The following is a 22,603-nucleotide window of genomic DNA, read 5'->3' as shown; positions in this document are numbered from 1 at the left end:
GCGTGGGGTCGCCCGGATTCACGATCAGGCAGCGCGCGTTGAACGTTCCGTAATGAGCCTCGGCGCTGCCGGACGTCCTCGGCGCCGATCACGCAGCGACCGGATAGCGCTGCGCAAGCCGCGTCGACGTCCACTCACCGGGTCGACGACCGACTCGAGGCGAACTCCCTCGTCGAGCTCGGTCTTGAAACGACGCTCCGACGCCGTCTCGGGAGCGTCGTCGGCGGTCGCCTTGAGGTACTTGTCGGGCAACGACAGCTTGGCGATCGTCCGCCACGACTTCGCGTACTGCAGCGGGAACGACCCCGTCGTGTAGGGCAGGTCGTACTTGTCGCACAGAGCCTGGACGCGGACGGCAATCTCGGCGAGCCGGTTGCTTGGGAGGTCGGGGTAGATGTGGTGCTCGATCTGATACGAGAGATTTCCACTCATGAAAGCGAGCAGGAATCCGCAGCGAAAGTTGGCCGATCCCAACATCTGTCGCAGATACCACTCGGCTTGGGTCTCGCTGTCGATGTCCTGTTTGGTGAATTTCTCCGCACCGTCGGGGAAATGCCCACAGAAGATGACCGCATTACTCCACACGTTGCGGATGACATTGCCCAGCGCGTTGGCGGTGGCGGCCTTGCCGTAGGCGCGGGCCGACGCCCGGACGTCGCCCTTGGTCACCGCGGCGGTTGCCGCAGCCGCAAGACCCGGATAGATCACGTAATCCTTGCCGACCTGGCGACCGATCTTGTTGCCGACGTCGGCGAGGTCGCGGCGGAACTCCGCTTTGGCCTCCGGCGTACGACGCTTCTTGCCGATCTCGAGATGCTGCGCGGCAACACCCCACTGGAAGAAGAGCGCGAGCAGCGTGTTGTAGACGAGGTTGCCGTAGTTGAACGGACGCCACCGCTGGTCGCGCGTCACACGGAGCAAGCCGTAGCCCACGTCGTCATCCATGCCGAGCACGTTGGTGTACTTGTGATGGATGTAGTTGTGGGTGTGCTTCCAGTGAGCCGAGGGGCCGGTGTTGTCCCACTCCCACGTGGTCGAATGCACCTCGGGATCATTCATCCAATCCCACTGCCCGTGCATCACGTTGTGGCCGAGTTCCATGTTCTCGACGATCTTCGCGACGCCGAGCGCCGTCGCGCCCGCCCACCAGCACGAGCGACGCGTCGAACCGAAGATCAGTCCGCGGCCGACCAACTCGAGACCGCGCTGGAAGCGGATGGTGTTGCGCAGATACCGCGCGTCGCGCTCCCCTCGGTCGGCCTCGATGTCGGCGCGGATCTTGTCGAGCTCACGACCGAGCTCTTCGATGTCGGCCTTGCTCAGATGTGCGTACTCCGGGATGTCGGTGATCGCCACGGGCGTCCTCACTGGTCGCGGATGGTCAGGGTCGAACGTGCCGTTGCTGTGGCTACGTTCGCGTAACTTACGCAATCGTAGGTTACGGACGCCAGACTGTCCAGACGTGTTCAGTGTACGAGCGCAGTGACCTTGATCGCTGTGGTCACGCGGTGGTCACTACGCTGGGGCGCCGACGAGCGGCCCGCAATTGAACCCCAACCGCTGAGAGGCGATGTCCAGCGCGCGGCGATAGTTCTCGCGCTTGCGCCGATGGGTCAGCATGAATTGAGCCGACGACGCGAGCCGCAGCGGCATCCGAGCCCACCTGTCGAAGTCGACACCACAGTTGGTGAAGACCTTCAGCGGCACCTCGTCGGCAATCAGCCCGATGTTGTACATCGCAAGACAGCAACTGATCCCGATAGCCGCCTGCGGATGTCGGCGTAACACCGCACCGATGTCGATTTGGTACAGCGGCACCGAATCGAGCTTGCCAAGGAAGGCGAGGTGGGTGAGGAAATACGCGGCATACGTGGAGAACTGGACGATGGCCGATCCGGTGTTGATGGTGAGTACGCGACCACCCTTCGAGACGTACGGATCGTCGTCGGCCGATTTCTCACGAATGAGGTAGCCGGTGCAGTTGACCACCCAACTCCCCGGAACGACGGGAATCTCGTCACCACTACGGAACACCAACTGCGGCATGCCATCTCGGTCCACGACATCGGCTAGGTAGTCGGCGACAACACTCCTCAGCGCAGCTGAGATCGCGTCACATTCAGATCGTGAGAGGTTGCCGTTCAGGAACCGCTGCGACTCGGGCATCGGACTGATCACATACCTCGCGCGGTAGGCAGCGGTCACCTGCTCATCGTTTGTCCCGTCGTACATGTCGGCGACTGAGCCGAATATCTGGCTGACAGGTTTGGCCGCCCACCATCTCCGCATTCCCGCGGGGAAAGTCGCGTCGCGGTTGTTGAAGTACGTCCCGACACCAGCCACCAGATGTAATTCACGACCGGGATCTCTGGTCGTGATCAGGTAGGCGGTGTCCATGGCGGTCTTGCCGCTGCCAATGATCCAGACCGGGGTATCGGTGTCGGTGAAGTCAGCCTGGGAGAAGTCGAAGGAGTCGGGCGAGACCGACTTCACCTGCGCGCTACTCAGCGCGAGAGGTTGATTCGGAGTCACATTGAATCCGTAGGCATTGATCAGAATCGGTGTATCGACGACCAGCTCCCCACCGTCGGGGCCGCTGAGATGAACGCTCACCCCGTCGGCGCGTTCGTCGAATCGATCCATCGTCCATCCGTAGTACTCGTCGAGCGCGATACGTTCGGCGAGTACGTCGCGGCAGTACCGCAGATGGTCGAGGACCTCCGGCTTCGTCGCAAGGTAGTCGGGCGGGCGACGCAACCTCCAGGCGATATCGCCGGCGGTGAAGAACTCATACGGCTGATGAAGTCGGACATAGGAATACGTGTCGTTCCACATTCCACCCGCGTCCGGACGGCGGTCGACGAGGGCCACCCGAGCGCCTGCGTCGAGGTATTCGGTGGCCACGGCGAGCGCATTCAAGCCCGCTACTCCCGCGCCGACGATGCAGAGGTCGACGTTCACTACCGCTCCGGCACTGTTCTGTGAAGGCATGATTCACCTGAATTTCGGAGTGCGGCGGTGAATCCGTCGCGTTCATCCGATTTTCCCAGTGTTGCCACTCCACGGAAAGCCCCAGCTTGTGGGGACAGTGACGCTACTGATCGCCTGCTTCTGCGAGCAGTTCATACCCGAGCAGATCCTCGATCTTGCCGGCCGAGCTCGCGGCAAGCGGCTGGGTGCCGAACTCGTTGAAGCCCGCTCGCAGCGCAAGGCGTTTGCTGCCCTCGTTGGAGTCGGCCGCGAACATCGTCAGCCTGCGTAGACCGAGAACGTCGAAGCTGTGCCGCACCGACGCGGGGAACGCCTCGCCGAGCACTCCGGCACCACGCGCCTCGGGATGTGTGTAGAAGCCGATCTCGGCGCCGACCACCGGATCGATCTTGAACAGCGAGATATCGGCGAGGTAGTGGTCCGTCTCCTTGTCGGCGACGGCCCACGTGCAGGTCTCGCCGCGCGCGGCCGTCCACCATTTCCTGGTGCGCTCTGCCGCGGCATGTTCGACGGTCAGCGGGTCGGGCCGGCCGAACAGGTACTTGCGCGAGATCGGGTCGTCGAGCGTCTCTCGAATGCGCTCGTCGTCCTTGGCCTCCAAAGGCCGCAGCCGGAACCGCTCGGTTTCAAAAGTCGTTGCGTGCCAGACGGTCTTGGGTTCGAAACTCTCGCCGGCGTGCCACTTGCCGCACCAGGCGTCGACGACGCCGCTGTTCATCTCGAGCCAATCGGGCAGCCGACCGACCAGTGTGAATCCTGCGGCGTGTGCGGCCCGCAGACTGGTGAGGTTGCCCTCGGCGGCCTCCCAGCGCACGACCTCGACGTCGCGGTTGTCGACGGCGTACTGCATCGCCAACACCATCGCGCGCCGCGCGAGCCCCTCACCGCGCGCATCGGGATGCAACCCGAAACCGATGTCGACAATTCGGCCGGGCCCGCGGAGATCGATGCTGCCTGCAAACTGGCCGTGGTGCTCGATGGCCCAGATCATCGACGTCCCGTTGCGCCATCCCTGCAGTGCATTGATGATGAACCGCTCGGCGTCGGACCGACCATAGGGCGATGGCATCTTGGCCCATCGCATCGTCAACGAATCGGTGGCATACCCGACGATCCGATCGACGTCGTCGGTCTGATGTGCCCGCAGCGTGATGGTGCCATCGGTCAGCACCGGAACATCACTTGTCGCGGTCAGTTCAATCAGTTCAGCTCGCACGCGGATCCCCTCCGTGGTCGACAGCCTCGCCCACAGAGCCTAACGTGTCGGCTCCCCCTGCGGCGGGGAACACCGTCACCGGGCTTCCCGCAGCCCTTCTGACCTGCGCATTCGCCGAGAGTCCCGGCGGTTTGTCACACATCGAGTGTGCAGTCGCCCGCAGCAGCGCTCACACACGTCTGGATTCGTTCGCCCGCGACATGCTCGTCGCCGGACCGCAGATCGCGCACGCAACCCTTGTCGAGCATGACCACGCAGCTCTGACAGATGCCCATGCGGCATCCGAACGGCATCAACACACCTGCCTGCTCACCCGCTTCGAGCAGGGTCGTCGCGCCGTCTACCTCCGCGGTCTGCCCGGTTCGCCCAAAGGTCACCGTTCCGCCCTGCGCGCCGACCGCGCCACGCTCGAGTGCGAATCGCTCGATGTGCAGGCGCTCGGAGGCATCTGCGTCGACGAACGCGGCCTCGACCATTTCCAAGAAGCCGCCAGGACCACACGCCCACGTTTCGCGCGTCCGCCAGTCGGGGCTGAGCTCGTCGAGCGATTGTGCGCTGACCTTGCCGTCTGCCCTCGTGTACTGCACGTGCAGGTCGATGAGTCCGCTCTCGTCCATCTCGACGAGTTCGTCGGCGAACAGCAGATCGTCGGGCGTCGGCGCCGAATGCACCACGCGCACGTCTGTCGACTGGCCGCGATGCCGCATCATGCGCAGCATCGAGATGATCGGGGTCAGGCCACTGCCGGCGGTCAGGAAGAGCACTTTGTCCGGCAGTGGCTCGGGCAGGACGAACTCGCCCTTGGGTGCGGCCAATCGCACGACGGTTCCCGGCTCGAGCCCCTTGACCAGGTGCGTCGACAGGAAGCCCTCGGGCATTGCCTTGACCGTGATCGCGATGGTGCCCTCTGTGCGCGTCAGATCGGGTACCGACGTCAGCGAATACGAGCGCCACGTCCAACGTCCCTCGACGAGGACTCCGATCCCGATGTACTGCCCGGGTGCGTAGTCGAGCGTGAATCCCCATCCGGGCTTGATGCGAATGGTGGCGGAGTCGTCGGTTTCCGGAGTCACCGAGACCACCTGGCCGCGCAGTTCGCGCGCCGACCAGAGCGGATTGGCCAAATGGAGATAGTCGTCGGGCAACAGCGGCGTGGTGATCCGCGCGACCGCAGCACGCGCCCACCGTGCTCCGCGACTACGCGCGGCCACTCCAGACACCGGCTCTTCAAACCGCTCCCGCAGCTCCCGCAGATTCACCGTTCCCACTCCCTCGTCGTGCGACCGCGCGTTGGACGGGGAACCCGCTGTCGGGACCCCGTAAACCTCACGCCAACACTCTAACCTACGCAACCGTAGGTTACGGGGTGAGCGGACTCCGGGGACTACCGCGTCAGAGCAGTTCGAGGAGGAACGGCAGCTCCTGGGTCGCGTACCAACCCAGGTCGTGGTCTTCCACATCACCGACGGCGAGCTCGGCGTCCTGGTCGCCCAAGTCCGCGGCGTCGATGACCACGACCGCGGTACGGACAGCACTCTCGGCGTCGGCGCCGTCGACCAACACAGATGCGATCGCCGACTTCGCGATCGGACCGGCGACCTTCACGACGGCGTCGTCGAGATCGGGACGCAATGTGGCGTCATCGACGTCGGCGGCAACGACGGCCCGACGAGGCGGTAGGCGGGGTGTGTCGCCGGGCTTGGCGCTCGCCTCGTCGGCTTCGAGGTCGGCCTCGGCGTCGGGGTCGCCGGGCTCGGGGGCTTCTCCTGCCAACAGGCGCAGCGACGCACGCGCGGCCTCGCGGATGGCTGCCTCCGCCAACTCCTCGTCGTCACCGGCAACATACGACTCGCGCAACGCCGGGGTGAGTGCGAAGCCCGTTCCGCCGACGGGCCGGAACTCTCCGGTCTCGTCGAGTTCGAGCAGCATGGTCAACGTCGCCGGAAAGTAGACCCTCACCGCGTGTTTCCTCCTACGACATCCTCAGTGCACTACCTGGATTCCGCTGCCAACACTAATGGGCGTCGGCGAGTTCCTCGAACGACTCGCGGACGTAATCACCGATGAGCGCGGGGTCGTCGATCACACCACGATCGGCGGTGAACCCGAACTCGATCGACCCCGCGTACTCGCACACGCCGACCGACAACGCGCGCCCTGCGACGAGGCCGGGCACGACGAACAGGTCGGATACCTTGTGCCCCAAGACATATTGCGGGGGAATCGGCACCGTGTTCATCGCGACGGGCACGTTGTACCCGCGGCGGTCGAGTGACCGGAACGCGCGCGAACTGAGCTCCGCGAATGGCACGACGCCCAGTTCACTCAGCAACGGCTGCGTCGACGGTGAGACCCGTCGTGACGATTGCGCGTAGCGATTGGCCAGTCCCGCGACCTGCGCGAGTCGGACCAGCGGATTGGACTCGCCCACGGGGAGGTCGGTGACGAACCGGGGCTCGTCGGTGACGATCCACGTCTCGGGTGACTCCTCCTGCGCAAGGACCCCGGACTGTCGGGCGCCGAGCGGAAGCACCGCGCGCACGGTGTCGCCGAACTGTCCCTCCGCGTCGATGGACAGCAGCCAATGGCGCATTGCGCCCGTGATGATCGCCAGTTCGACGTCGTTGACGGTGCATTCGTTGCGCTCGGCGATCTTTGCGACGTCGCGGCGCGGGACCGACGCCGAGACAAACGTGCGGGTCGACGACCCTGGCGCGTTCAGCAGACTCGACGGCGCAGAATCCGTGAGCTGCTGCACCAGGCGTCCTGCGCGGCGGACCGTTCCCACAACCACAGACCTCGCCTCGCCGAGCAGTCCGTTGCCGCCGATGACCGAGTCGATCAGCTCCCCCGGACGCGCCAACGCCTCGGCCAGCGCACTGACCGCCAACGAGGCGGTGCCGGGCGGCGGGCCGGGCATCCAGACATCCACGGGCAAGGGGGCGACGTCGGGCTCGTCGTCGCAGATGAGTTCGCTCATCTCGGCGCCACCGCCGTCGATCAGACACCGATGCGACTTGGTCAGGATCGCAAACCCGCCGTCCTCGAGCCCCTCGATCAGATACATCTCCCACAGCGGTCGGCTGCGGTCGAGGGGCCGCGACATTACACGGGATACGAGGTCTTCGAGATCGGCGATCGTTCCCGGCGACGGCAAGCCCGATCGGCGGATGTGGAAGTTGATGTCGAAATCGGGATCGTCAGCCCAGACCGGGCGGGCCAGACCGAGGGTGACCTCCAGGACCACCTTGCGGTACCGCGGCACGAGTTGCAGTCGGTTCTCGACGAGCCGCACGAGCGCCGGGTAGTCGAGTACAGGCGGTTCCGACTTCTTCCGTGCGCGGTTGGTCGCGAGATCCTTTGTCGCGGAACGCTTCTTGACGTTGGTTCCAGGAAAGATGATGACTGCACCGAGATGGTTGGTTGCACCCGCACCGTCGAGGAAATAGGAGATAGCCTCGCGCGGAGACAGCCGGTTCGCCACGCGATGATCCTAGCGCTGCGACCACCGTCGCCGACATCGTGATGGCGATACCCGACACGTCTGCCGGCTGCGGGCGGGAGGGTACTCATCCAAGTGTCAACACGACCAACTGCCAGCGGTACTCGACGCGGGTCGCCACCGGACTGTAGCGACCACGAGGCTGGCCCGCGACGCGAACGCGGCACGGTACGCGTTCGATACGCCCGGCGAACGCGCGCGACCTGCCCTGCCGCGAGTATGTCCCGAAGATCTCCGCGGTGCCCGCGTCGCACATCTGGACGTGGACGCGTCGAACCGTGGGTATGCACATGTCGTCACCCGCTGCTCTGGCCCGCGCGAGGGCGTCGATCTGGTCGTCGACCTGCATTCCGACCCGATGCTGCAGGTGAGACGCGGGTCGGCGACGTGAGATGACCTCGAAGATCATCGTGAGGGTGCCAACCGAGAACTCCCGTGCCGCGATGGCCGCCGCGCGGGTCGCTCTGCGGGGAGGCGACTCCTGGCGCTGCATGTCCGCGCCACTGCGAGCGGGAATCGCGGCGGGCGACTCGTCACGTGTTGCGCGGGTCATAGGCCCGCACATCTCGTAGTCGGGGGCGGCCATTATCCGGATACGACTCGGCGCCGGACTCGCTTCGAGCGACGGGTGATCAGTGCAGGTGTTGGTCATGGAAACTCGGACGCACGCGAGGTACGCCCGGTTCCATGAACTTCAGAGAATTTTCTAGCGTCGACGTCGCTTGGACTTCGGAGGCTTCGCGCCCTCACGCTTTCCGCTGGCACGCGCGGCGGCTCGACGCTCGCGACGCGACGCGGACACGAGTGCCGGGTCTTCGAGTTCCTCTTCCTCCGAGTGCACGGACGTGCCGCCGTCCTCGTCTGGACCCGAGTACGTCATCGGAACGTCGGCCTCGGTGCCGACACCGACGGCACGCAGTGCGGCCGGTGCCTCGCTGTTACCCGACGCACCGTTGCCCGACGCACCATTGCCCGATGCCGATGCGCCTGCCATCGCAGGCTGACGGGCAGCGGCCGCAGCGGCAGTTGCTGCAGCGGATGCGGGTGTGACGGTGGGAGCGGGCTCGGCTTGCACCTGCACGTTGTACAGGTACTGGAGGGTCTCCTCCTTGAGTCCTTCGAGCATGCCGGTGAACATGTCGTAGCCCTCGCGCTGGTACTCGACGACCGGGTCGCGCTGCGCCATGGAGCGCAGGTGGATGCCCTCGCGGAGGTAATCCATCTCGTAGAGGTGATCGCGCCACTTGCGGTCGAGAACGCTCAGCAGGATGGTGCGTTCGAGCTGTCGCATGGCGTCCTCGCCACCGATCGCTGTGATCTCCTCCTCGCGCTTCTCGTACGCCTTCTGAGCGTCGTCGACGAGGATCTCTTTGAGCTCATCGGCCGAGATGTCGTCGCGCTCACCGAATTCGTTCTCGCCCATAACTTCTCGTGGGTCGAGCTCGATGGGATAGAGCGCGCGCAGGGCGGTCCACAGCTCGTCGATGTCCCAGTCCTCGGCGTAACCCTCCTCGGTCGCGCCGTCGACATACGCTCCGATGACCTCGGCGATCATCTGCATGATCTGCTCGCGGTGCTCGGTGCCCTCGAGGATGACGCGACGCTCGGCGTAGATGACCTTGCGCTGCTCGTTCATCACTTCGTCGTACTTGAGGACGTTCTTGCGGACCTCGAAGTTCTGCTGCTCAACCTGGGTCTGTGCGCTGCGGATGGCCTTGGTGACCATCTTCGCCTCGATCGGGACGTCGTCTGGCAGGTTGACGCGGTTCATGATGGTCTCGAGCGCCGCGCCGTTGAAGCGTCGCATGAGCTCATCACCGAGCGAGAGGTAAAACCGCGACTCGCCCGGATCGCCCTGACGACCCGAACGTCCGCGCAACTGGTTGTCGATTCGACGGGATTCGTGGCGCTCGGTACCGAGCACGTACAGACCGCCCGCGTCACGCACCGCTTCGGCTTCCTCAGCGGCTTCCCGACGCGCGACGGTGATCGCCTCTTCCCACGCCGTCTCGTACTCGTCGGGGGTGTTGACCGGATCGAGTCCGGCTTTGCGCAGGCGGGTGTCGGCGATGATGTCGGGGTTGCCGCCGAGCACGACGTCGGTACCACGACCGGCCATGTTGGTGGCGACCGTGACCGCTGCGGGTCGACCGGCCTCGGCGACGATCTGTGCTTCCTGCTCGTGGAACTTGGCGTTGAGCACGGTGTGCGGAATGTCGCGCTTGGCGAGCTGGCGGGACAGGTACTCCGACCGTTCGACGCTGGTCGTACCGATCAGGACCGGCTGACCCGCCTGGTGGCGTTCGGTGATGTCGTCGACGACCGCGGCGAACTTCGCCTCTTCGGTCTTGTAGATCAGATCGCCCTGATCCTTGCGGATCATCGGCTTGTTGGTCGGGATCGGGAGTACGCCGAGCTTGTAGATCTGGTCGAACTCCGCGGCCTCGGTCTCCGCGGTACCGGTCATTCCCGAGAGCTTGTCGTACAGGCGGAAGTAGTTCTGGAGCGTGATCGTGGCGAGCGTCTGGTTCTCCGCCTTGATCTCGACGCCCTCTTTGGCCTCGATGGCCTGGTGCAGGCCCTCGTTGAAGCGACGGCCGTCGAGCACGCGACCGGTGAACTCGTCGACGATGAGCACCTCACCGTTGCGGACGATGTAGTCCTTGTCGCGATGGAAGAGCTCTTTGACCTTGATCGCGTTGTTCAGGTAGCTGACCAGGGGCGAGTTCGCGGCGTCGTACAGGTTGTCGATGCCGAGCTGATCCTCGACGAACTCGACGCCCGCCTCGTGCACGCCGATCGTCTTCTTCTTGATGTCGACTTCGTAGTGGACGTCACGCTCGAGTAGCGGCGCAATGCGCGCGAACTCGGTGTACCACTTGCTCGATCCCTCGGCGGGACCCGAGATGATCAGCGGGGTCCTGGCCTCGTCGACCAGGATCGAGTCGACCTCGTCGACGACGGCGAAGTTGTGGCCGCGCTGCACGAGATCCTCGAGTGCATGCGCCATGTTGTCGCGCAGGTAATCGAACCCGAACTCGTTGTTGGTGCCGTAGGTGATGTCGGCGGCGTAAGCGACCTTGCGCTGCTGCGGAGTCATCCCGGTGAGGATCACGGCGGTCTCGAGACCGAGGAAGCGGTGGACGCGTCCCATCCACTCCGAGTCGCGCTTTGCGAGGTAGTCGTTGACGGTGACGACATGCACGCCGTCGCCCGACAGCGCGTTGAGGTAGGCGGGCAACACACAGGTCAGGGTCTTGCCCTCACCGGTCTTCATCTCGGCGATGTTGCCGTAATGCAGCGCCGCACCACCCATGATCTGCACGTGGAAGTGCTTCTGGTCGAGAACGCGCCATGCGGCTTCGCGGGCGACCGCGAATGCTTCGGGCAGCACTTCGTCGAGTGTCTCGCCCTTGGCGATGCGATCCTTGAACTCGTCGGTCTTCGCCTGCAGGTCGTCGTCGGAGAGCGACGCGATCTCGTCTTCCAACGCCTCGACGTGCGATGCGATGGCATCGAGTCGCTTGACCATGCGGCCTTCGCCGACGCGCAGCAGCTTGTTCAGCACCGTGGATCGAGTCCCTTACTCATGTCGACTACTCACGAAATACGGCCTGTGCATGCGAGTGCATGAACGCAGGCCGTATTCCATGGTACCGACGTCGCCTGAAGGGAGCCTGATCGGTGCCCCGTGGCCACCGATCAGACGAGCCGGATCAGTCCGTAATCGAAGGCGTGGCGGCGATAGACCACCGAAGCCTGATCGGTTTCCTTGTCGTGGAACAGGAAGAAGTCGTGCCCGACGAGTTCCATTTCGTAGAGCGCGTCGTCGACGGTCATCGGGACGGCCGGGTGTTCCTTCACGCGGACGATCTGTCCTGGTGTGTGGTCATCGACGCCGTCGTCCCAGGTTTGCGTGCCGTCGACGGATCCGGGGTCACCGGAAAGCTCGTCGACTGTGAGTTGGTCGACTCGCAGCGGCGGTGCTCCCACCTCGGTTGCCTCGGCGACCGAGATCGGCCGACGGTTCCCGTAGTGCACACGTCTGCGGTCCTTCACCCGACGCAATCGGGACTCGACCTTGTCGAGACTGGCCTCGAGCGCGGCGTAGAAGTTCTCCGCGCACGCCTGCGCGCGCACGACAGGCCCCTTGCCGGTGGCCGTGATCTCCACCTGCTGGCACGCCTTGGACTGTCGCGGATTGCGTTCGTGATTGAGTTCGACGTCGAATCGGTAGACGTTGAGGTCGAACCTCTCGAGTCGCGCGAGCTTGTCGCGGACGTAGATCTGGTAGTGCTCGGGTATCTCGACATTCCGCCCGGCGAAGACGACCGTGGCGTTCGGCTCGGCCGGCTCGTCGGACTCGACTGTTCCGGGGGGCCGTACAAAAGCGAATTCTGCGTCGTACTCGTCGGTGGTGGCACCGACCTTTGATTCACGCCGACCTTTGCGATGGACGACTTGCGACATTCGACTACCTCCTGGGTGTGCTACCACAACCCGACCCCGTCTCGAGAACCTCGAGAGAGATCTGAGAGTTCGAAAGCCGTTGTGCGCAAGGAGATCCCGCTGTGACTCGCGTGAAGCACCAGACGATTCGCGGCTACTGAGGTCAGGAAATGGCTACTCATTCATGCCAACCGGCGGTTGACAACCACTGTCAGGGGCTTCACCTCCCGTATCGGGACTCGGCTACCTTCTGCACCCTTGACCGTAGTCGGAAGTTTGCCTGTTAGCCATCGTTACCTCGGCTCGTCACCACGTTGATTCGAATAAGGGACCAACGGCCCATCGGTGCCCGCGCGACATGTCCTCCACAGGCTCGAGTGAATCCACAGTTGTGCGTCGGATCGCAGTCGCGCCACGCTTTCGGTCGCACCGGGCGTGCATGCTCGACGCCATGTCAGGACTCGCCCGACGGCACGTCTACGCGATCGCACGCGCGGGCGTCGACCTCATGATCCCGGTGACCTGTGGCGGTTGCGATGTTCCCGGGCCGCGCTGGTGTGCGCGCTGCGCGGCGCTTCTCGCCGACGACCCGGTCATGCTCTCCCCGAGGGTCCCGGTCGGAGTCGGGGTGTGGGCACTCGGGCGCTATCGCGGCCCTCATCGCAAGGCGGTGATCGAGCTCAAAGAACACGGCCGACGCGATCTCGCCGCCCCACTGGGGCACGCAGTGAGCGAGGCGCTACGTACGCTCGGCCGCTGGGGTGAGATCCCGCCCGCGTCGCGGCTATCCCTTGTTCCCGCGCCGACCCGGCCGCTCGCGGCTCGACGCCGCGGCGGAGACACCGTCACAGCGATCGCCGCGTGTGCGGCCACCGAGCTCGGGCGATACGTCTCGGTGCGTCCGCTGCTGACCATTCGGCCGGGCGGGCGCGACTCCGCGGGACTCGACGCCAGGGCGCGACGTCGAAACCTCGCGCAGCGCGTCGGCATCCGGTCGCCGCCGACTCGTACCGACCGGTCGTCTCACACGGCGACAGTAGTGGTCGACGACGTGATGACCACCGGGGCAACGGCAGCTGAATCGGTCCGCGTACTCGCCGAGCACGGCGTGCGCGTCGACCTCGTCGTCGTCATCGCAGGCGCATGAGGGCGTCTGAGGCTCAGGGCAGCACGGGGATCGCGGTCGGCGACATGGCGGGCTCGACCTCTGTCCAATACTGATCGGGCTGTCCGTTGGTGCTGCCGAGACGCAATATCCCGCGTTGGTCACCGATGTACACGTTGCTGGCATCTGCGGTGACCGCCCGGACGGGCGGTGCCACGTTTCCGCTGATCAAGCCGGACGCGGGAGCACCGTTGATCGGCAACTGCACCACCGGGGAGTCTGAGGCATCGCGGGCGACCATGAGAGTCGACGACGTGGCCCACGACAGCGACACGGCCTGATTGCCGACGTTGTACGCGGCGATCCGCGGGTTGGCCAGAGTGACCTGGCCGTCCTCGTTGGTCGCGATGACCGCCAGCAGCACCTGTCCGCCGACGATGAGTGCGACACGGACACCGTCGGGCGACACCTGTAATTCGGTGATCGGGCCACGGGCAATCGTCGCGATCGACGCCTCGTCGACCGTCGACACCACCTGACCGGAGTTCTGGGAATCGCGCACAACGCGAACAGGTTTGCCGTCGACGACCGCCCACACGGCGTCGTTCCCCTGGTTTCCCCCGAACGATGGACGCGTGATCGACGTACCCGAGGTGAGCGGCGAGACTTCACCGCCATACGTCCCCAACACCAGTTGCAGGCCGGGTCCGCCGCGGGAGGCGACGACCGCCGTCACCGCCTTGCCGTCGGAGGAAATCGACGCCGACCGGACGTCGCGGCTGGTACCCAGCGATCCGCCCGACGGCGTGGTCCCGGTGTCGGTGACCTTGAGCAGCGCTCCGTCGCGCACGATGTTGAGCCCGACATCGGTGGTTGGCGTCGCGAGCGGGTCGAACGCTTTGACGTCGGCGGGCTGCCATCCGGCGCTGCGCTCCGGGACGAGCGGCGCTCCGTCCGCGTTGATCACATACGGTCCACCGATGTCCGCGGCGTTGAGGGTCCAGATGATCTGCGCGGCAAGCGATGTTCGGTCGCGAACTCCGAGGGTTCCGAGGCCGGTCAGTTCGACGCGAACACCGCCGCCGGAGATCTGCGCGGCCTGCCCGCGCAGCGCCGACCCCGACGGAAAGCCGTTGTCGACGCCGGATGCGAGGTCCTCTGCCGGGCCTTCGATCAACCTGTTGAGCAGAACCGTCGGGTCGGCGTCCTGGTTGCCGTACAACCACCGCGGGTCCGACACCAGGTGCTGATGGGTGCGATCGGTGAAGTACAGCGACACCGAACGGTAGGTCGCGACGAACCGGCTCCTGTCGATCATCGCGCCGTTGGGCAGCGGGCCGTCGATCAGCCACTGCTCCCCCACGCGAACAAGACTGATCGTGGTCTCGACCCGCCCGCTGGCAGGCAGTAGTTGCCCGTTGGACTTGAGCACTCCGACGTTGTCGCCGACCAGACGCATACGCACCGAGTTCTGGCTTCGCTGATCGACGAACGTGTTGATCTCGTCGAGGATGATGGCGTCGCCGCGCTCGTCCCACTGCTGCGCCGACGGTGCCGTCAGGAATCGGCGGGCGGCCGCATGCCCGTCCGTCGGCGACGCCGTGGCTTCCAAAAACGCACGTACCAGTGCCTCGGGATCCATATCCGACTGCGGAACCGGAACCGCGTTCGTCGGTCCCTCGCGCTTAAAGGATTCGATGGGCTGAGGCGACGAATTGTCGGGCACGCCGCCACAGGCCGCGAGCACAATCGCCATCACCAGCAGCCCGACCAGTGTGGCGAGTCGTCGTGACGTAGCGGCGTGGACGCGCGCGTTCACCGTTGCTCCCTGTCGCTCGCGTCGGACCTGTCGGCGGTATCCGGCCCGGCGTCGGCGTCATGACTGTCGTCGGCGTCAAATGTCCCGGCGTCAGACGTCCCGGCGTCGTCGAGTCGCGTGGCACTCGTCCTCGTCGACGACTTCGCGGGCAGACTGCGGACCGGCTGGCCGACCGGTTTGAGCGGCAGCGGGCTGCCGAGAACCTTGTGTCCACGGATCAACGGGATGGTCAGTCGGAAGCACGCACCCTTACCGGGCTCGCCCCACGCGTCGAGACGCCCCTGGTGCAGGCGGGCATCCTCGATGCTGATCGCGAGACCGAGCCCGGTGCCACCCGACCGACGGAACCTCGACGGGTCGGACCGCCAGAAGCGGTTGAACACGAGTTTCTCCTCGCCGGGGCGCAGCCCGATGCCCTGGTCACGCACCGTGATGGCAACGGCGTCGCCGTCGGATCGCATGGTGAGCGTGATGGGTTTGCGTTCGCCGTGGTCGATGGCGTTGGCGAGCAGGTTGCGCAGAATGCGTTCCACACGGCGTGGGTCGATCTCGGCGATGACCGGTTCGGCCGCAAGGTCGAGGATGATCTCGGTTCCCGTGTCGGAGGCGAGGTGCGAGACCGTCGCAAGCGCTCCGTCGATCGGGATGGCCATGTCCATCCGTTCAGCGGCGAGTTCGGCCATTCCGGCGTCGTGTCGGGAGATCTCGAGGAGTTCGTTGAGCAACGTCTCGAAGCGGTCGAGTTCTTTGTCGAGTAGTTCGACGGATCGTTTACGCACGGGGTCGAGGTCGTCGCGGCCCTCGTAGAGCACGTCGCTGGCCATACGAACGGTGGTCAGCGGTGTACGCAGTTCGTGGCTGACGTCCGAGGTGAACTGTCGCTGGAGGCCACCGAATTCCTCGAGGTGGGTGATCTGCTTGGACAAGCTCTCGGCCATGTCGTTGAACGACATGGCCAAGCGGGCCATGTCGTCCTCGCCGCGCACCGGCATTCGTTCCTTGAGGCGCCCATCGGCGAAGCGGACGGCAATCCTCGACGCCGACCGCACAGGCATCACGGCCTGCCGCGAGACCAACCACGCGATGGCCGCGAGCAGGCCGAGCAGCACAACGCCGCCGGTGAGCAGCGTGCCACGCACCAGATCGACCGTGTTCTGCTCGGTGGTCAGCGGAAACACCAGGTAGAGCTCGAGCCCGGGAACCGACGAGTTGGTCGGTGTGCCGATGACCAGCGCGGGGATCGATCCGCCGGTACCGTCGGCGACGCGCGTGTACTGATAGGCGACCTGTCCGCCCTGAACCATGTCGCGCAGGTTGCGCGGAATTTCCGAAATAGGGCCGACGCCGAACTGCGAACCATCGCTGCCCGAGCGAGGCACGATGAGCACACTGTCGAAGGTGCCGACAGTTCCCGACGTCTGGCTGGTGTCGACGTCGCGGTCGGTCAGCAACGACCTCGTCTGCCGGAGCCGGTTCTGCACGGAGGTATTGCCGTCGCCGCTCGCGAGATCGCGTTCGACGGCGACACGCGCACGCTCAACCTCTTCGGTCGCGGCACCCAACTTGACCTCGAGAAGCCGGTCGGTGATCTGACTCATCAGCACGAACCCGAGGATGAGGAGCACGACGAACGACAACGCAAGCGTCGATACGACGACGCGCAACTGGAGCGAACGCCGCCACATGCGGCCGAATGTCCGGCCTACGCCGCCTGCCGCGCGGGTGAACCGACCGAGAGTGCTGTTGACGCGACGCCGAGAACGACCGATCACGGCGGGCCGGCCTTGTAGCCGACCCCCCTCACCGTCAGGACGACCTCGGGATTCTCCGGGTCGGTCTCGACCTTGGCGCGTAGACGCTGGACATGCACGTTGACGAGTCTAGTGTCCGCCGGATGCCGGTATCCCCACACCTGCTCGAGCAGCACATCACGGGTGAACACCTGGCGTGGTTTGCGGGCGAGCGCCACCAGGAGATCGAACTCGAGTGGCGTCAGCGAAATGGGCACACCGTCACGAGTGACCTTGTGTGCGGGCACATCGATCTCCACCGGGCCGATCGAGAGCAATTCGGCCGGCTCCTCGTCGTTGCGACGCAGGCGCGCACGCACCCGCGCGACGAGTTCCTTGGGCTTGAACGGCTTGACCATGTAGTCGTCGGCACCCGACTCGAGCCCGAGCACGACGTCGACGGTGTCGGACTTCGCTGTCAGCATCACGATCGGCACACCCGAATCAGCCCGCAACACACGACACACGTCGATCCCGTTCATCCCGGGGAGCATGAGGTCGAGGAGGACGAGGTCGGGACGAACCTCTCGAACCGCGGTCAACGCCTGTGTTCCGTCGGAGACGACGAAGGGTTCGAAACCTTCGCCCCGCAACACAATCGTCAGCATTTCGGCGAGCGCGGCGTCGTCGTCGACCACGAGGATGCGAGGCTTCATGACTTCAATGGTGACACTTCCGTGATCGAACCGTCGTGATTGACGCGCCGACGCGCGCTCGCGCGTTCTCACCGCCTCCCCGCCTACCATGCGATCGTGGGAGTACTCATCGCGGTGGAAGGGCTGGACGGCGCAGGAAAGAACACGCTGGTCACCGGCGTGGTCAACGAGTTGACACGACGAGGCGCCGCGGTGTCGACCTTCACCTTCCCGCGATACGGCTCGTCGGTTTTCGCCGACGTCGCATCGGAAGCATTGCACGGCGAGCATGGCGATCTACGCCAGAGCGTCAACGCCATGGCGCTGCTCTTCGCACTCGACCGCGCCGACGCCGCCGCACAGATCCGCACGGCACTCACCGAATCCGACGTCGTGATCCTCGACAGATACGTCGCGTCGAATGCCGCCTACAGCGCGGGCCGACTGCGACAGGACGCATCCGGAGACGTCGTGCGCTGGGTCGCCGACCTCGAGTTCGGCAGATTCGACGTTCCCCTCCCCGACCAGCACCTGCTGCTCGGAGTGCCCGCGACCGTCGCGATGCAACGCGCACGCTCGCGTGCGGCACTCGACCCGTCGCGAGCACGTGACGCATACGAACGCGACGACGACCTGCAGATGCGCGTCGACTCCGTGTATCGACAACTCGCCGAGCAGAGCTGGGCGTCGCCGTGGATCGAGGTCGGCACAGATTCTGCAGATTCGGTGGAACCAGCAGGCCTCGTTGCGCGTCTGATGCTCGAATGACTGCACCAGTGAATGACGGTTCTGGGGCGGCCGCTCACCTCTTCGATAACGTCGAAGACGACACCATCGGCCAAGGAGCCAGATGACCTACCCGCCCGGACCGGGACGCGGCACACCGCCGCCCCAGGGGCAGTACCCGACCTCGCAGCAACATCCATCGGCGCCGCAACCGTACCCGGGCGCCCAGCCATACCCGGGTGCCCAGCCATATGCGGGAGGACCCGCGTACCCGGCGGGCCCCACCTATCAGGGGCCGCATCCAGGCGCACAGCATCCGGGACTGCAGCAGGCGGTGCCGCCCGGGTGGGATTCACCGTTCGCGCAGATGCAGACCACCAAGTCCACTCTGAATCGGGGCCTGATCGCGGGAATCGTGGCGGGTGTCGTGGCGATCCTGGCCCTCGGCGTGGTGCTCGTCGTCGCTCTCACGTCGATCAGCAGCGGTTCGACATCGACGGTTGCGACCGCGTCGCCCGGACAGACTGCACCCGGCGATTCTGATCAGGGCGGTGCGGGCACTCAGGGCGGCCCGAACGACGACTCTGCCGACGCGCCCGCAAATGACAAGCAAGCCGTGGCGGTCCGTGCGGCGATGCAGCGCTACCTCGACGCATACAACTCGGGCAACCTGGATCAGATCAAGGCCGCGACATGCGCCGGGCTGCGCGACCAGGTTCGGACACCTCAGGGCAGGGGCACCGTGGTGCTCGACGGCATGTCGGCCGTACTCGTCAGCGGCGACGTCGCGCGGTCGCTCGTCGACACCCACGTGACCGACGGCGTCCGAGCCACCCAGACCAAGACCGCCAAGGCGACGTTCAGCAACGAGAAGGGCACCTGGTACTTCTGCCCCAACGCCGAGCCCTCGTTCAGCACATAAGGCACGCGAGCGCACCGCTCCCACAACGAGCCGGGGGCGTCGACAACTGGTGTCGACGCCCCCGGCTCGTATCGGTCGGTTCCGGCTCGCGTCACCCCTGGTGGGTCGCGAGCGGACCGATCAGTAGCGGTAGTGCTCGGGCTTGTACGGACCCTCGACGTCGACGTTGATGTACTCCGCCTGCTCCTTGGTGAGCTTGGTCAGAGTGCCACCGAGCGCCTCGACGTGGATCTTCGCGACCTTCTCGTCGAGATGCTTGGGCAGCCGGTAGACCTCGTTGTCGTACTCGTTGTTCTTGGTCCACAGCTCGATCTGCGCGATCACCTGGTTGGAGAAGCTGTTGCTCATCACGAACGACGGGTGGCCCGTCGCGTTGCCGAGGTTGAGCAGTCGGCCCTCGCTGAGAACGAGGATGGACTTGCCGTCGCCGAAGATCCACTGGTCGACCTGCGGCTTGATGTTGATGCGGGTCGCGCCCGAGTTCTCCAGGCCTGCCATGTCGATCTCGTTGTCGAAGTGACCGATGTTGCCGAGGATGGCCTGGTTCTTCATCTTCTTCATGTGCTCGAGCAGGATGATGTCCTTGTTGCCCGTCGACGTGACGACGATGTCGGCGTCGCCGATCGCCTGCTCGACGGTGACGACGTCGAATCCGTCCATGAGCGCCTGCAGTGCGTTGATCGGATCGATCTCGGTGACCTGCACGCGAGCGCCCTGCCCTGCGAGCGACTCAGCGCAACCCTTGCCGACGTCTCCGTAGCCGCAGATCAGCACCTTCTTGCCGCCGATGAGGACGTCGGTGCCGCGGTTGATTCCGTCGATCAGCGAGTGGCGTGTGCCGTACTTGTTGTCGAACTTGCTCTTGGTGACCGAGTCGTTGACGTTGATCGCGGGGAACGACAGTTCACCGGCAGCAGCGAACTGGTAGAGCCGCAGGACACCCGTGGTTGTCTCCTCGGTAACGCCCTTGACCGACTCGGCAATCTTCGTCCACTTGGTCTTGTCCTCGGCGAAAGTGGCACGCAGCAGTTCGAGGAACACCTTGTACTCGGCGGGATCGTCGTCGTCTGCGGGCGGGACCACACCCGCCTGCTCGAACTGCGCACCGCGCAAGACGAGCATGGTGGCGTCGCCGCCGTCGTCGAGGATCATGTTGGCGGGCTCGTCGGGCCAGGTGAGCATCTGCTCCGCAGCCCACCAGTACTCCTCGAGCGTCTCGCCCTTCCAGGCGAAGACCGGAACGCCCTTCGGCTCGTCGACGGTGCCGTGCGGCCCGACGACGATCGCGGCTGCGGCATGGTCCTGGGTGGAGAAGATGTTGCACGACGCCCACCGAACCTGCGCGCCGAGCGCGACGAGGGTCTCGATCAGCACTGCGGTCTGCACGGTCATGTGCAGCGAACCGGAGATGCGCGCACCCTTCAGCGGCGCGACGTCAGCGTATTCGCGACGCAGCGACATCAGGCCCGGCATCTCGTGCTCGGCGAGCCCGATCTCCTTGCGGCCGAACTCGGCAAGCGACAGGTCGGCGACCTTGTAGTCGATGCCGTTCTTGGTGTCCACCTGAGGTGCCTCGTTCTGCACCATGGTCATGTCATCCCCTTGTCCGTGAAATCGCATGTCACCGATGTGTGCCGCTGGGCACGCGCCTGTGTGAGGTGTCGCGCCGACTGTTCGCCGACGACCGATTGAGCGGGTACGCGAGATGCGCAACCGGGAGTCACTCCCCTACGAGGCTATCTAACACTTCAGACACTGCTGAGGCTGGCCACACCTCGGGAGCGAGCAACGCGGTGCCTGTGGTCCCGCGACGGCGAGGCTCACGCCTGCTTGTGGACGGCAACTCCTTCGACCTCGCCGCGCTCCCGCTTGCCGACCATCGAATGCCGCATTCCGTAGAGCAGGTAGATCGCCACGCCGATGGCCATCCAGATCACGAAGCGAATCCATGTCAGCGCCGACAGGTTCAGCATCAACCAGAGGCACGCCAGGATCGCGAGCACCGGAATGATCGGCCCTCCCGGCACGTTGAACCCACGTTCGAGGTCAGGCCTGGTCCGACGCAACACCAAGACACCCGCGGCAACGACGATGAACGCGAAGAGCGTTCCGACGTTGACCATCTCTTCGAGCTTGTTGATCGGGAAGAAGCCCGCAACCACGGCGACCACGACGCCGATGAGAACGGTCAAACGCACGGGGGTTCCGAACCGCGGACTTGTCTTGGCCAGACCGCGCGGCAACAGACCGTCGCGGCACATCGCGAACGCGACTCGTGACTGGCCGAGCATCAGGACCATGACGACGGTCGTCAAGCCTGCCAGCGCGCCGATCGCGATCACCTTCTCTGCCCAGGTGACCCCGTTCAACGCGAAGACGTCAGCGAGGTTCTTCGAGTCACCACCGCTGCTTGCGAGCTGCTTGTAGCTCGCCATACCGGTGACGACGATCGTGACGAGCACGTAGAGCACGGTGACGATCAGCAACGACCCGAGAATGCCCCGCGGAACGTCCTTGCGCGGATTGCGGGTTTCCTCCGCGGTGGTGGCGACGACGTCGAATCCGATGAACGCGAAGAACACGATCGACGCCGCGGCGAGCACGCCGTACCACCCGTAGGACGAGTCGCCGCCTCCTGTCATCAGAGAGAAGAGCGTCGAATCGACAGAAGCCTTCTCACCTGCCGCGTGTTCGGCAGGCGGCACGAAGGGTTGGTAGTTGGCAGTCTTGATGTAGAAGAAGCCGACGACGATGACGAGCAGCACGACGCCGACCTTGATCGCGGTGATCACCGCGCTGACACGCGACGACAGCTTGGTGCCGATGGCGAGTAGCGTCGTCACGCCCGCGACGATGAGGATCGCGCCCCAGTCGATGGTGTGTGAGCCGACTTCAACGGTTCCGCCGGAGAAGCCGAACACGCTGCCGAGGTAGCTCGACCACCCCTTCGACACCACAGCCGCACCGACCGCGAACTCCAGGATCAGATCCCAGCCGAGAATCCAGGCAAGGAACTCACCGAATGTGGCGTAGCCGAACGTATATGCAGACCCCGCAACGGGAACGGTCGACGCGAACTCGGCATAACACAGCGCCGCCAGCGCGCAGGTGATCGCCGCCATGATGAACGACAGCGAGATCGCGGGTCCCGCTTTGTCTCCGGCAGTCGACACGGTGATCGTGAAGATGCCTGCACCGATCACCACCGAGACGCCGAAGACGAGCAGGTCCTTCCACGTCAGGTCCTTGCGGAGTTTGTGGTCTGGCTCGTCGGTGTCGGCCATCGACTGCTCGACAGACTTGGTGCGTGTGAACGCATTGGCCATCAGTGGTTCTCCCCTGCATATCTGGTCAGCACTGTCAGGTCAGCATCGTCGACGCATCGTCCGCTTCTCGAGCGACGCAGGATCGGAGTGGACTGTCATCCCCCGACTCGACGGTGTTCTCA

At 65.0% G+C, this 22,603-nt stretch carries 17 protein-coding genes; 3 read left to right on the top strand and 14 right to left on the bottom strand.

Annotation, left to right across the window (positions count from 1 at the left end; translation table 11 throughout):
• Positions 1–24 precede the first annotated feature (24 nt).
• The 9 genes from ABW18_RS10555 to hpf form a co-directional block, all read right to left on the bottom strand.
• Positions 25–1,356, bottom strand: a complete 1,332-nt coding sequence (locus ABW18_RS10555; RefSeq protein WP_049698907.1) for a fatty acid desaturase family protein — start codon at positions 1,354–1,356, stop codon at positions 25–27.
• Between the two features lie 159 nt (positions 1,357–1,515).
• Positions 1,516–2,991, bottom strand: a complete 1,476-nt coding sequence (locus tag ABW18_RS10550) for an NAD(P)-binding protein (RefSeq protein ID WP_049698906.1) — start codon at positions 2,989–2,991, stop codon at positions 1,516–1,518.
• A 103-nt stretch (positions 2,992–3,094) separates the two neighbouring features.
• A complete protein-coding gene (locus ABW18_RS10545; RefSeq protein WP_049698905.1) occupies positions 3,095–4,207 on the bottom strand; it encodes a GNAT family N-acetyltransferase in 1,113 nt (370 codons plus the stop codon).
• 134 nt (positions 4,208–4,341) lie between these two features.
• Complete coding sequence (locus ABW18_RS10540) at positions 4,342–5,466, bottom strand: ferredoxin reductase (protein ID WP_049699058.1); 1,125 nt, start codon at positions 5,464–5,466, stop codon at positions 4,342–4,344.
• A gap of 133 nt (positions 5,467–5,599) precedes the next feature.
• Positions 5,600–6,166 (bottom strand): DUF6912 family protein, encoded by a 567-nt coding sequence (locus ABW18_RS10535; RefSeq protein WP_049698904.1) that lies wholly within the window; start codon positions 6,164–6,166, stop codon positions 5,600–5,602.
• A 55-nt stretch (positions 6,167–6,221) separates the two neighbouring features.
• Entirely contained in the window at positions 6,222–7,691 is a 1,470-nt protein-coding gene (locus ABW18_RS10530) for a wax ester/triacylglycerol synthase family O-acyltransferase (RefSeq protein WP_049698903.1), read from the bottom strand.
• Between the two features lie 85 nt (positions 7,692–7,776).
• Positions 7,777–8,262 (bottom strand): Rv3235 family protein, encoded by a 486-nt coding sequence (locus tag ABW18_RS10525; RefSeq protein WP_235434346.1) that lies wholly within the window; start codon positions 8,260–8,262, stop codon positions 7,777–7,779.
• 153 nt (positions 8,263–8,415) lie between these two features.
• The gene (gene secA / locus ABW18_RS10520) at positions 8,416–11,277 is read right to left on the bottom strand and encodes a preprotein translocase subunit SecA (protein WP_049698901.1); all 2,862 of its coding nucleotides are present in this window, start codon (positions 11,275–11,277) and stop codon (positions 8,416–8,418) included.
• 134 nt (positions 11,278–11,411) lie between these two features.
• Positions 11,412–12,179: a ribosome hibernation-promoting factor, HPF/YfiA family gene (hpf, locus tag ABW18_RS10515; RefSeq protein ID WP_049698900.1), complete on the bottom strand. Its 768-nt coding sequence runs from the start codon at positions 12,177–12,179 to the stop codon at positions 11,412–11,414.
• A gap of 430 nt (positions 12,180–12,609) precedes the next feature.
• Here hpf and ABW18_RS10510 point away from each other — a divergent pair, with 430 nt between their 5' ends.
• Positions 12,610–13,305 (top strand): ComF family protein, encoded by a 696-nt coding sequence (locus tag ABW18_RS10510; RefSeq protein ID WP_049698899.1) that lies wholly within the window; start codon positions 12,610–12,612, stop codon positions 13,303–13,305.
• A 13-nt stretch (positions 13,306–13,318) separates the two neighbouring features.
• On the opposite strand, the gene lpqB is transcribed toward ABW18_RS10510, so the two are convergent.
• The 3 genes from lpqB to mtrA are packed head-to-tail and all read right to left on the bottom strand — an operon-like array spanning position 13,319 to position 17,528.
• The gene (lpqB, locus tag ABW18_RS10505; RefSeq protein ID WP_053117440.1) at positions 13,319–15,019 is read right to left on the bottom strand and encodes an MtrAB system accessory lipoprotein LpqB; all 1,701 of its coding nucleotides are present in this window, start codon (positions 15,017–15,019) and stop codon (positions 13,319–13,321) included.
• A 59-nt stretch (positions 15,020–15,078) separates the two neighbouring features.
• On the bottom strand, positions 15,079–16,854 hold the full coding sequence (mtrB, locus tag ABW18_RS10500; protein WP_049698898.1) for an MtrAB system histidine kinase MtrB: 1,776 nt from the start codon (positions 16,852–16,854) through the stop codon (positions 15,079–15,081).
• On the bottom strand, positions 16,851–17,528 hold the full coding sequence (gene mtrA / locus ABW18_RS10495) for an MtrAB system response regulator MtrA (RefSeq protein ID WP_005170551.1): 678 nt from the start codon (positions 17,526–17,528) through the stop codon (positions 16,851–16,853). Before mtrA ends, mtrB begins: the two co-directional genes overlap by 4 nt.
• 96 nt (positions 17,529–17,624) lie before the next feature.
• Between mtrA and ABW18_RS10490 the strand changes: the two genes are divergently transcribed.
• A complete protein-coding gene (locus ABW18_RS10490; protein ID WP_049699055.1) occupies positions 17,625–18,275 on the top strand; it encodes a dTMP kinase in 651 nt (216 codons plus the stop codon).
• 82 nt (positions 18,276–18,357) lie between these two features.
• Positions 18,358–19,155 carry a hypothetical protein gene (locus ABW18_RS10485; protein WP_049698897.1) on the top strand — a complete coding sequence of 266 codons (798 nt, stop codon included), beginning with the start codon at positions 18,358–18,360 and terminating at the stop codon, positions 19,153–19,155.
• A gap of 120 nt (positions 19,156–19,275) precedes the next feature.
• On the opposite strand, the gene ahcY is transcribed toward ABW18_RS10485, so the two are convergent.
• Both ahcY and ABW18_RS10475 read right to left on the bottom strand, forming a co-directional pair.
• A complete protein-coding gene (gene ahcY / locus ABW18_RS10480) occupies positions 19,276–20,748 on the bottom strand; it encodes an adenosylhomocysteinase (protein ID WP_049698896.1) in 1,473 nt (490 codons plus the stop codon).
• A 227-nt stretch (positions 20,749–20,975) separates the two neighbouring features.
• Positions 20,976–22,481, bottom strand: a complete 1,506-nt coding sequence (locus tag ABW18_RS10475) for an APC family permease (protein WP_049698895.1) — start codon at positions 22,479–22,481, stop codon at positions 20,976–20,978.
• Between the last annotated feature and the right edge of the window lie 122 nt (positions 22,482–22,603).

This window comes from Gordonia jacobaea (assembly GCF_001186365.1).
Classification (GTDB): domain Bacteria; phylum Actinomycetota; class Actinomycetes; order Mycobacteriales; family Mycobacteriaceae; genus Gordonia; species Gordonia jacobaea.
This window is presented reverse-complemented; position numbering and strand designations above follow the sequence as displayed.

Excerpts from the sequence above, each read along its gene's own strand:
- ABW18_RS10550 (WP_049698906.1), bottom strand. The coding sequence starts at position 2,991 with ATGCCTTCACAGAACAGTGCCGGAGCGGTAGTGAACGTCGACCTCTGC.
- ABW18_RS10525 (WP_235434346.1), bottom strand. The coding sequence starts at position 8,262 with ATGACCCGCGCAACACGTGACGAGTCGCCCGCCGCGATTCCCGCTCGC.
- hpf (WP_049698900.1), bottom strand. The coding sequence starts at position 12,179 with ATGTCGCAAGTCGTCCATCGCAAAGGTCGGCGTGAATCAAAGGTCGGT.
- ABW18_RS10510 (WP_049698899.1), top strand. The coding sequence starts at position 12,610 with ATGTCAGGACTCGCCCGACGGCACGTCTACGCGATCGCACGCGCGGGC.
- lpqB (WP_053117440.1), bottom strand. The coding sequence starts at position 15,019 with ATGGCGATTGTGCTCGCGGCCTGTGGCGGCGTGCCCGACAATTCGTCG.
- mtrA (WP_005170551.1), bottom strand. The coding sequence starts at position 17,528 with ATGAAGCCTCGCATCCTCGTGGTCGACGACGACGCCGCGCTCGCCGAA.
- ABW18_RS10485 (WP_049698897.1), top strand. The coding sequence starts at position 18,358 with ATGACCTACCCGCCCGGACCGGGACGCGGCACACCGCCGCCCCAGGGG.
- ahcY (WP_049698896.1), bottom strand. The coding sequence starts at position 20,748 with ATGACCATGGTGCAGAACGAGGCACCTCAGGTGGACACCAAGAACGGC.
- ABW18_RS10475 (WP_049698895.1), bottom strand. The coding sequence starts at position 22,481 with ATGGCCAATGCGTTCACACGCACCAAGTCTGTCGAGCAGTCGATGGCC.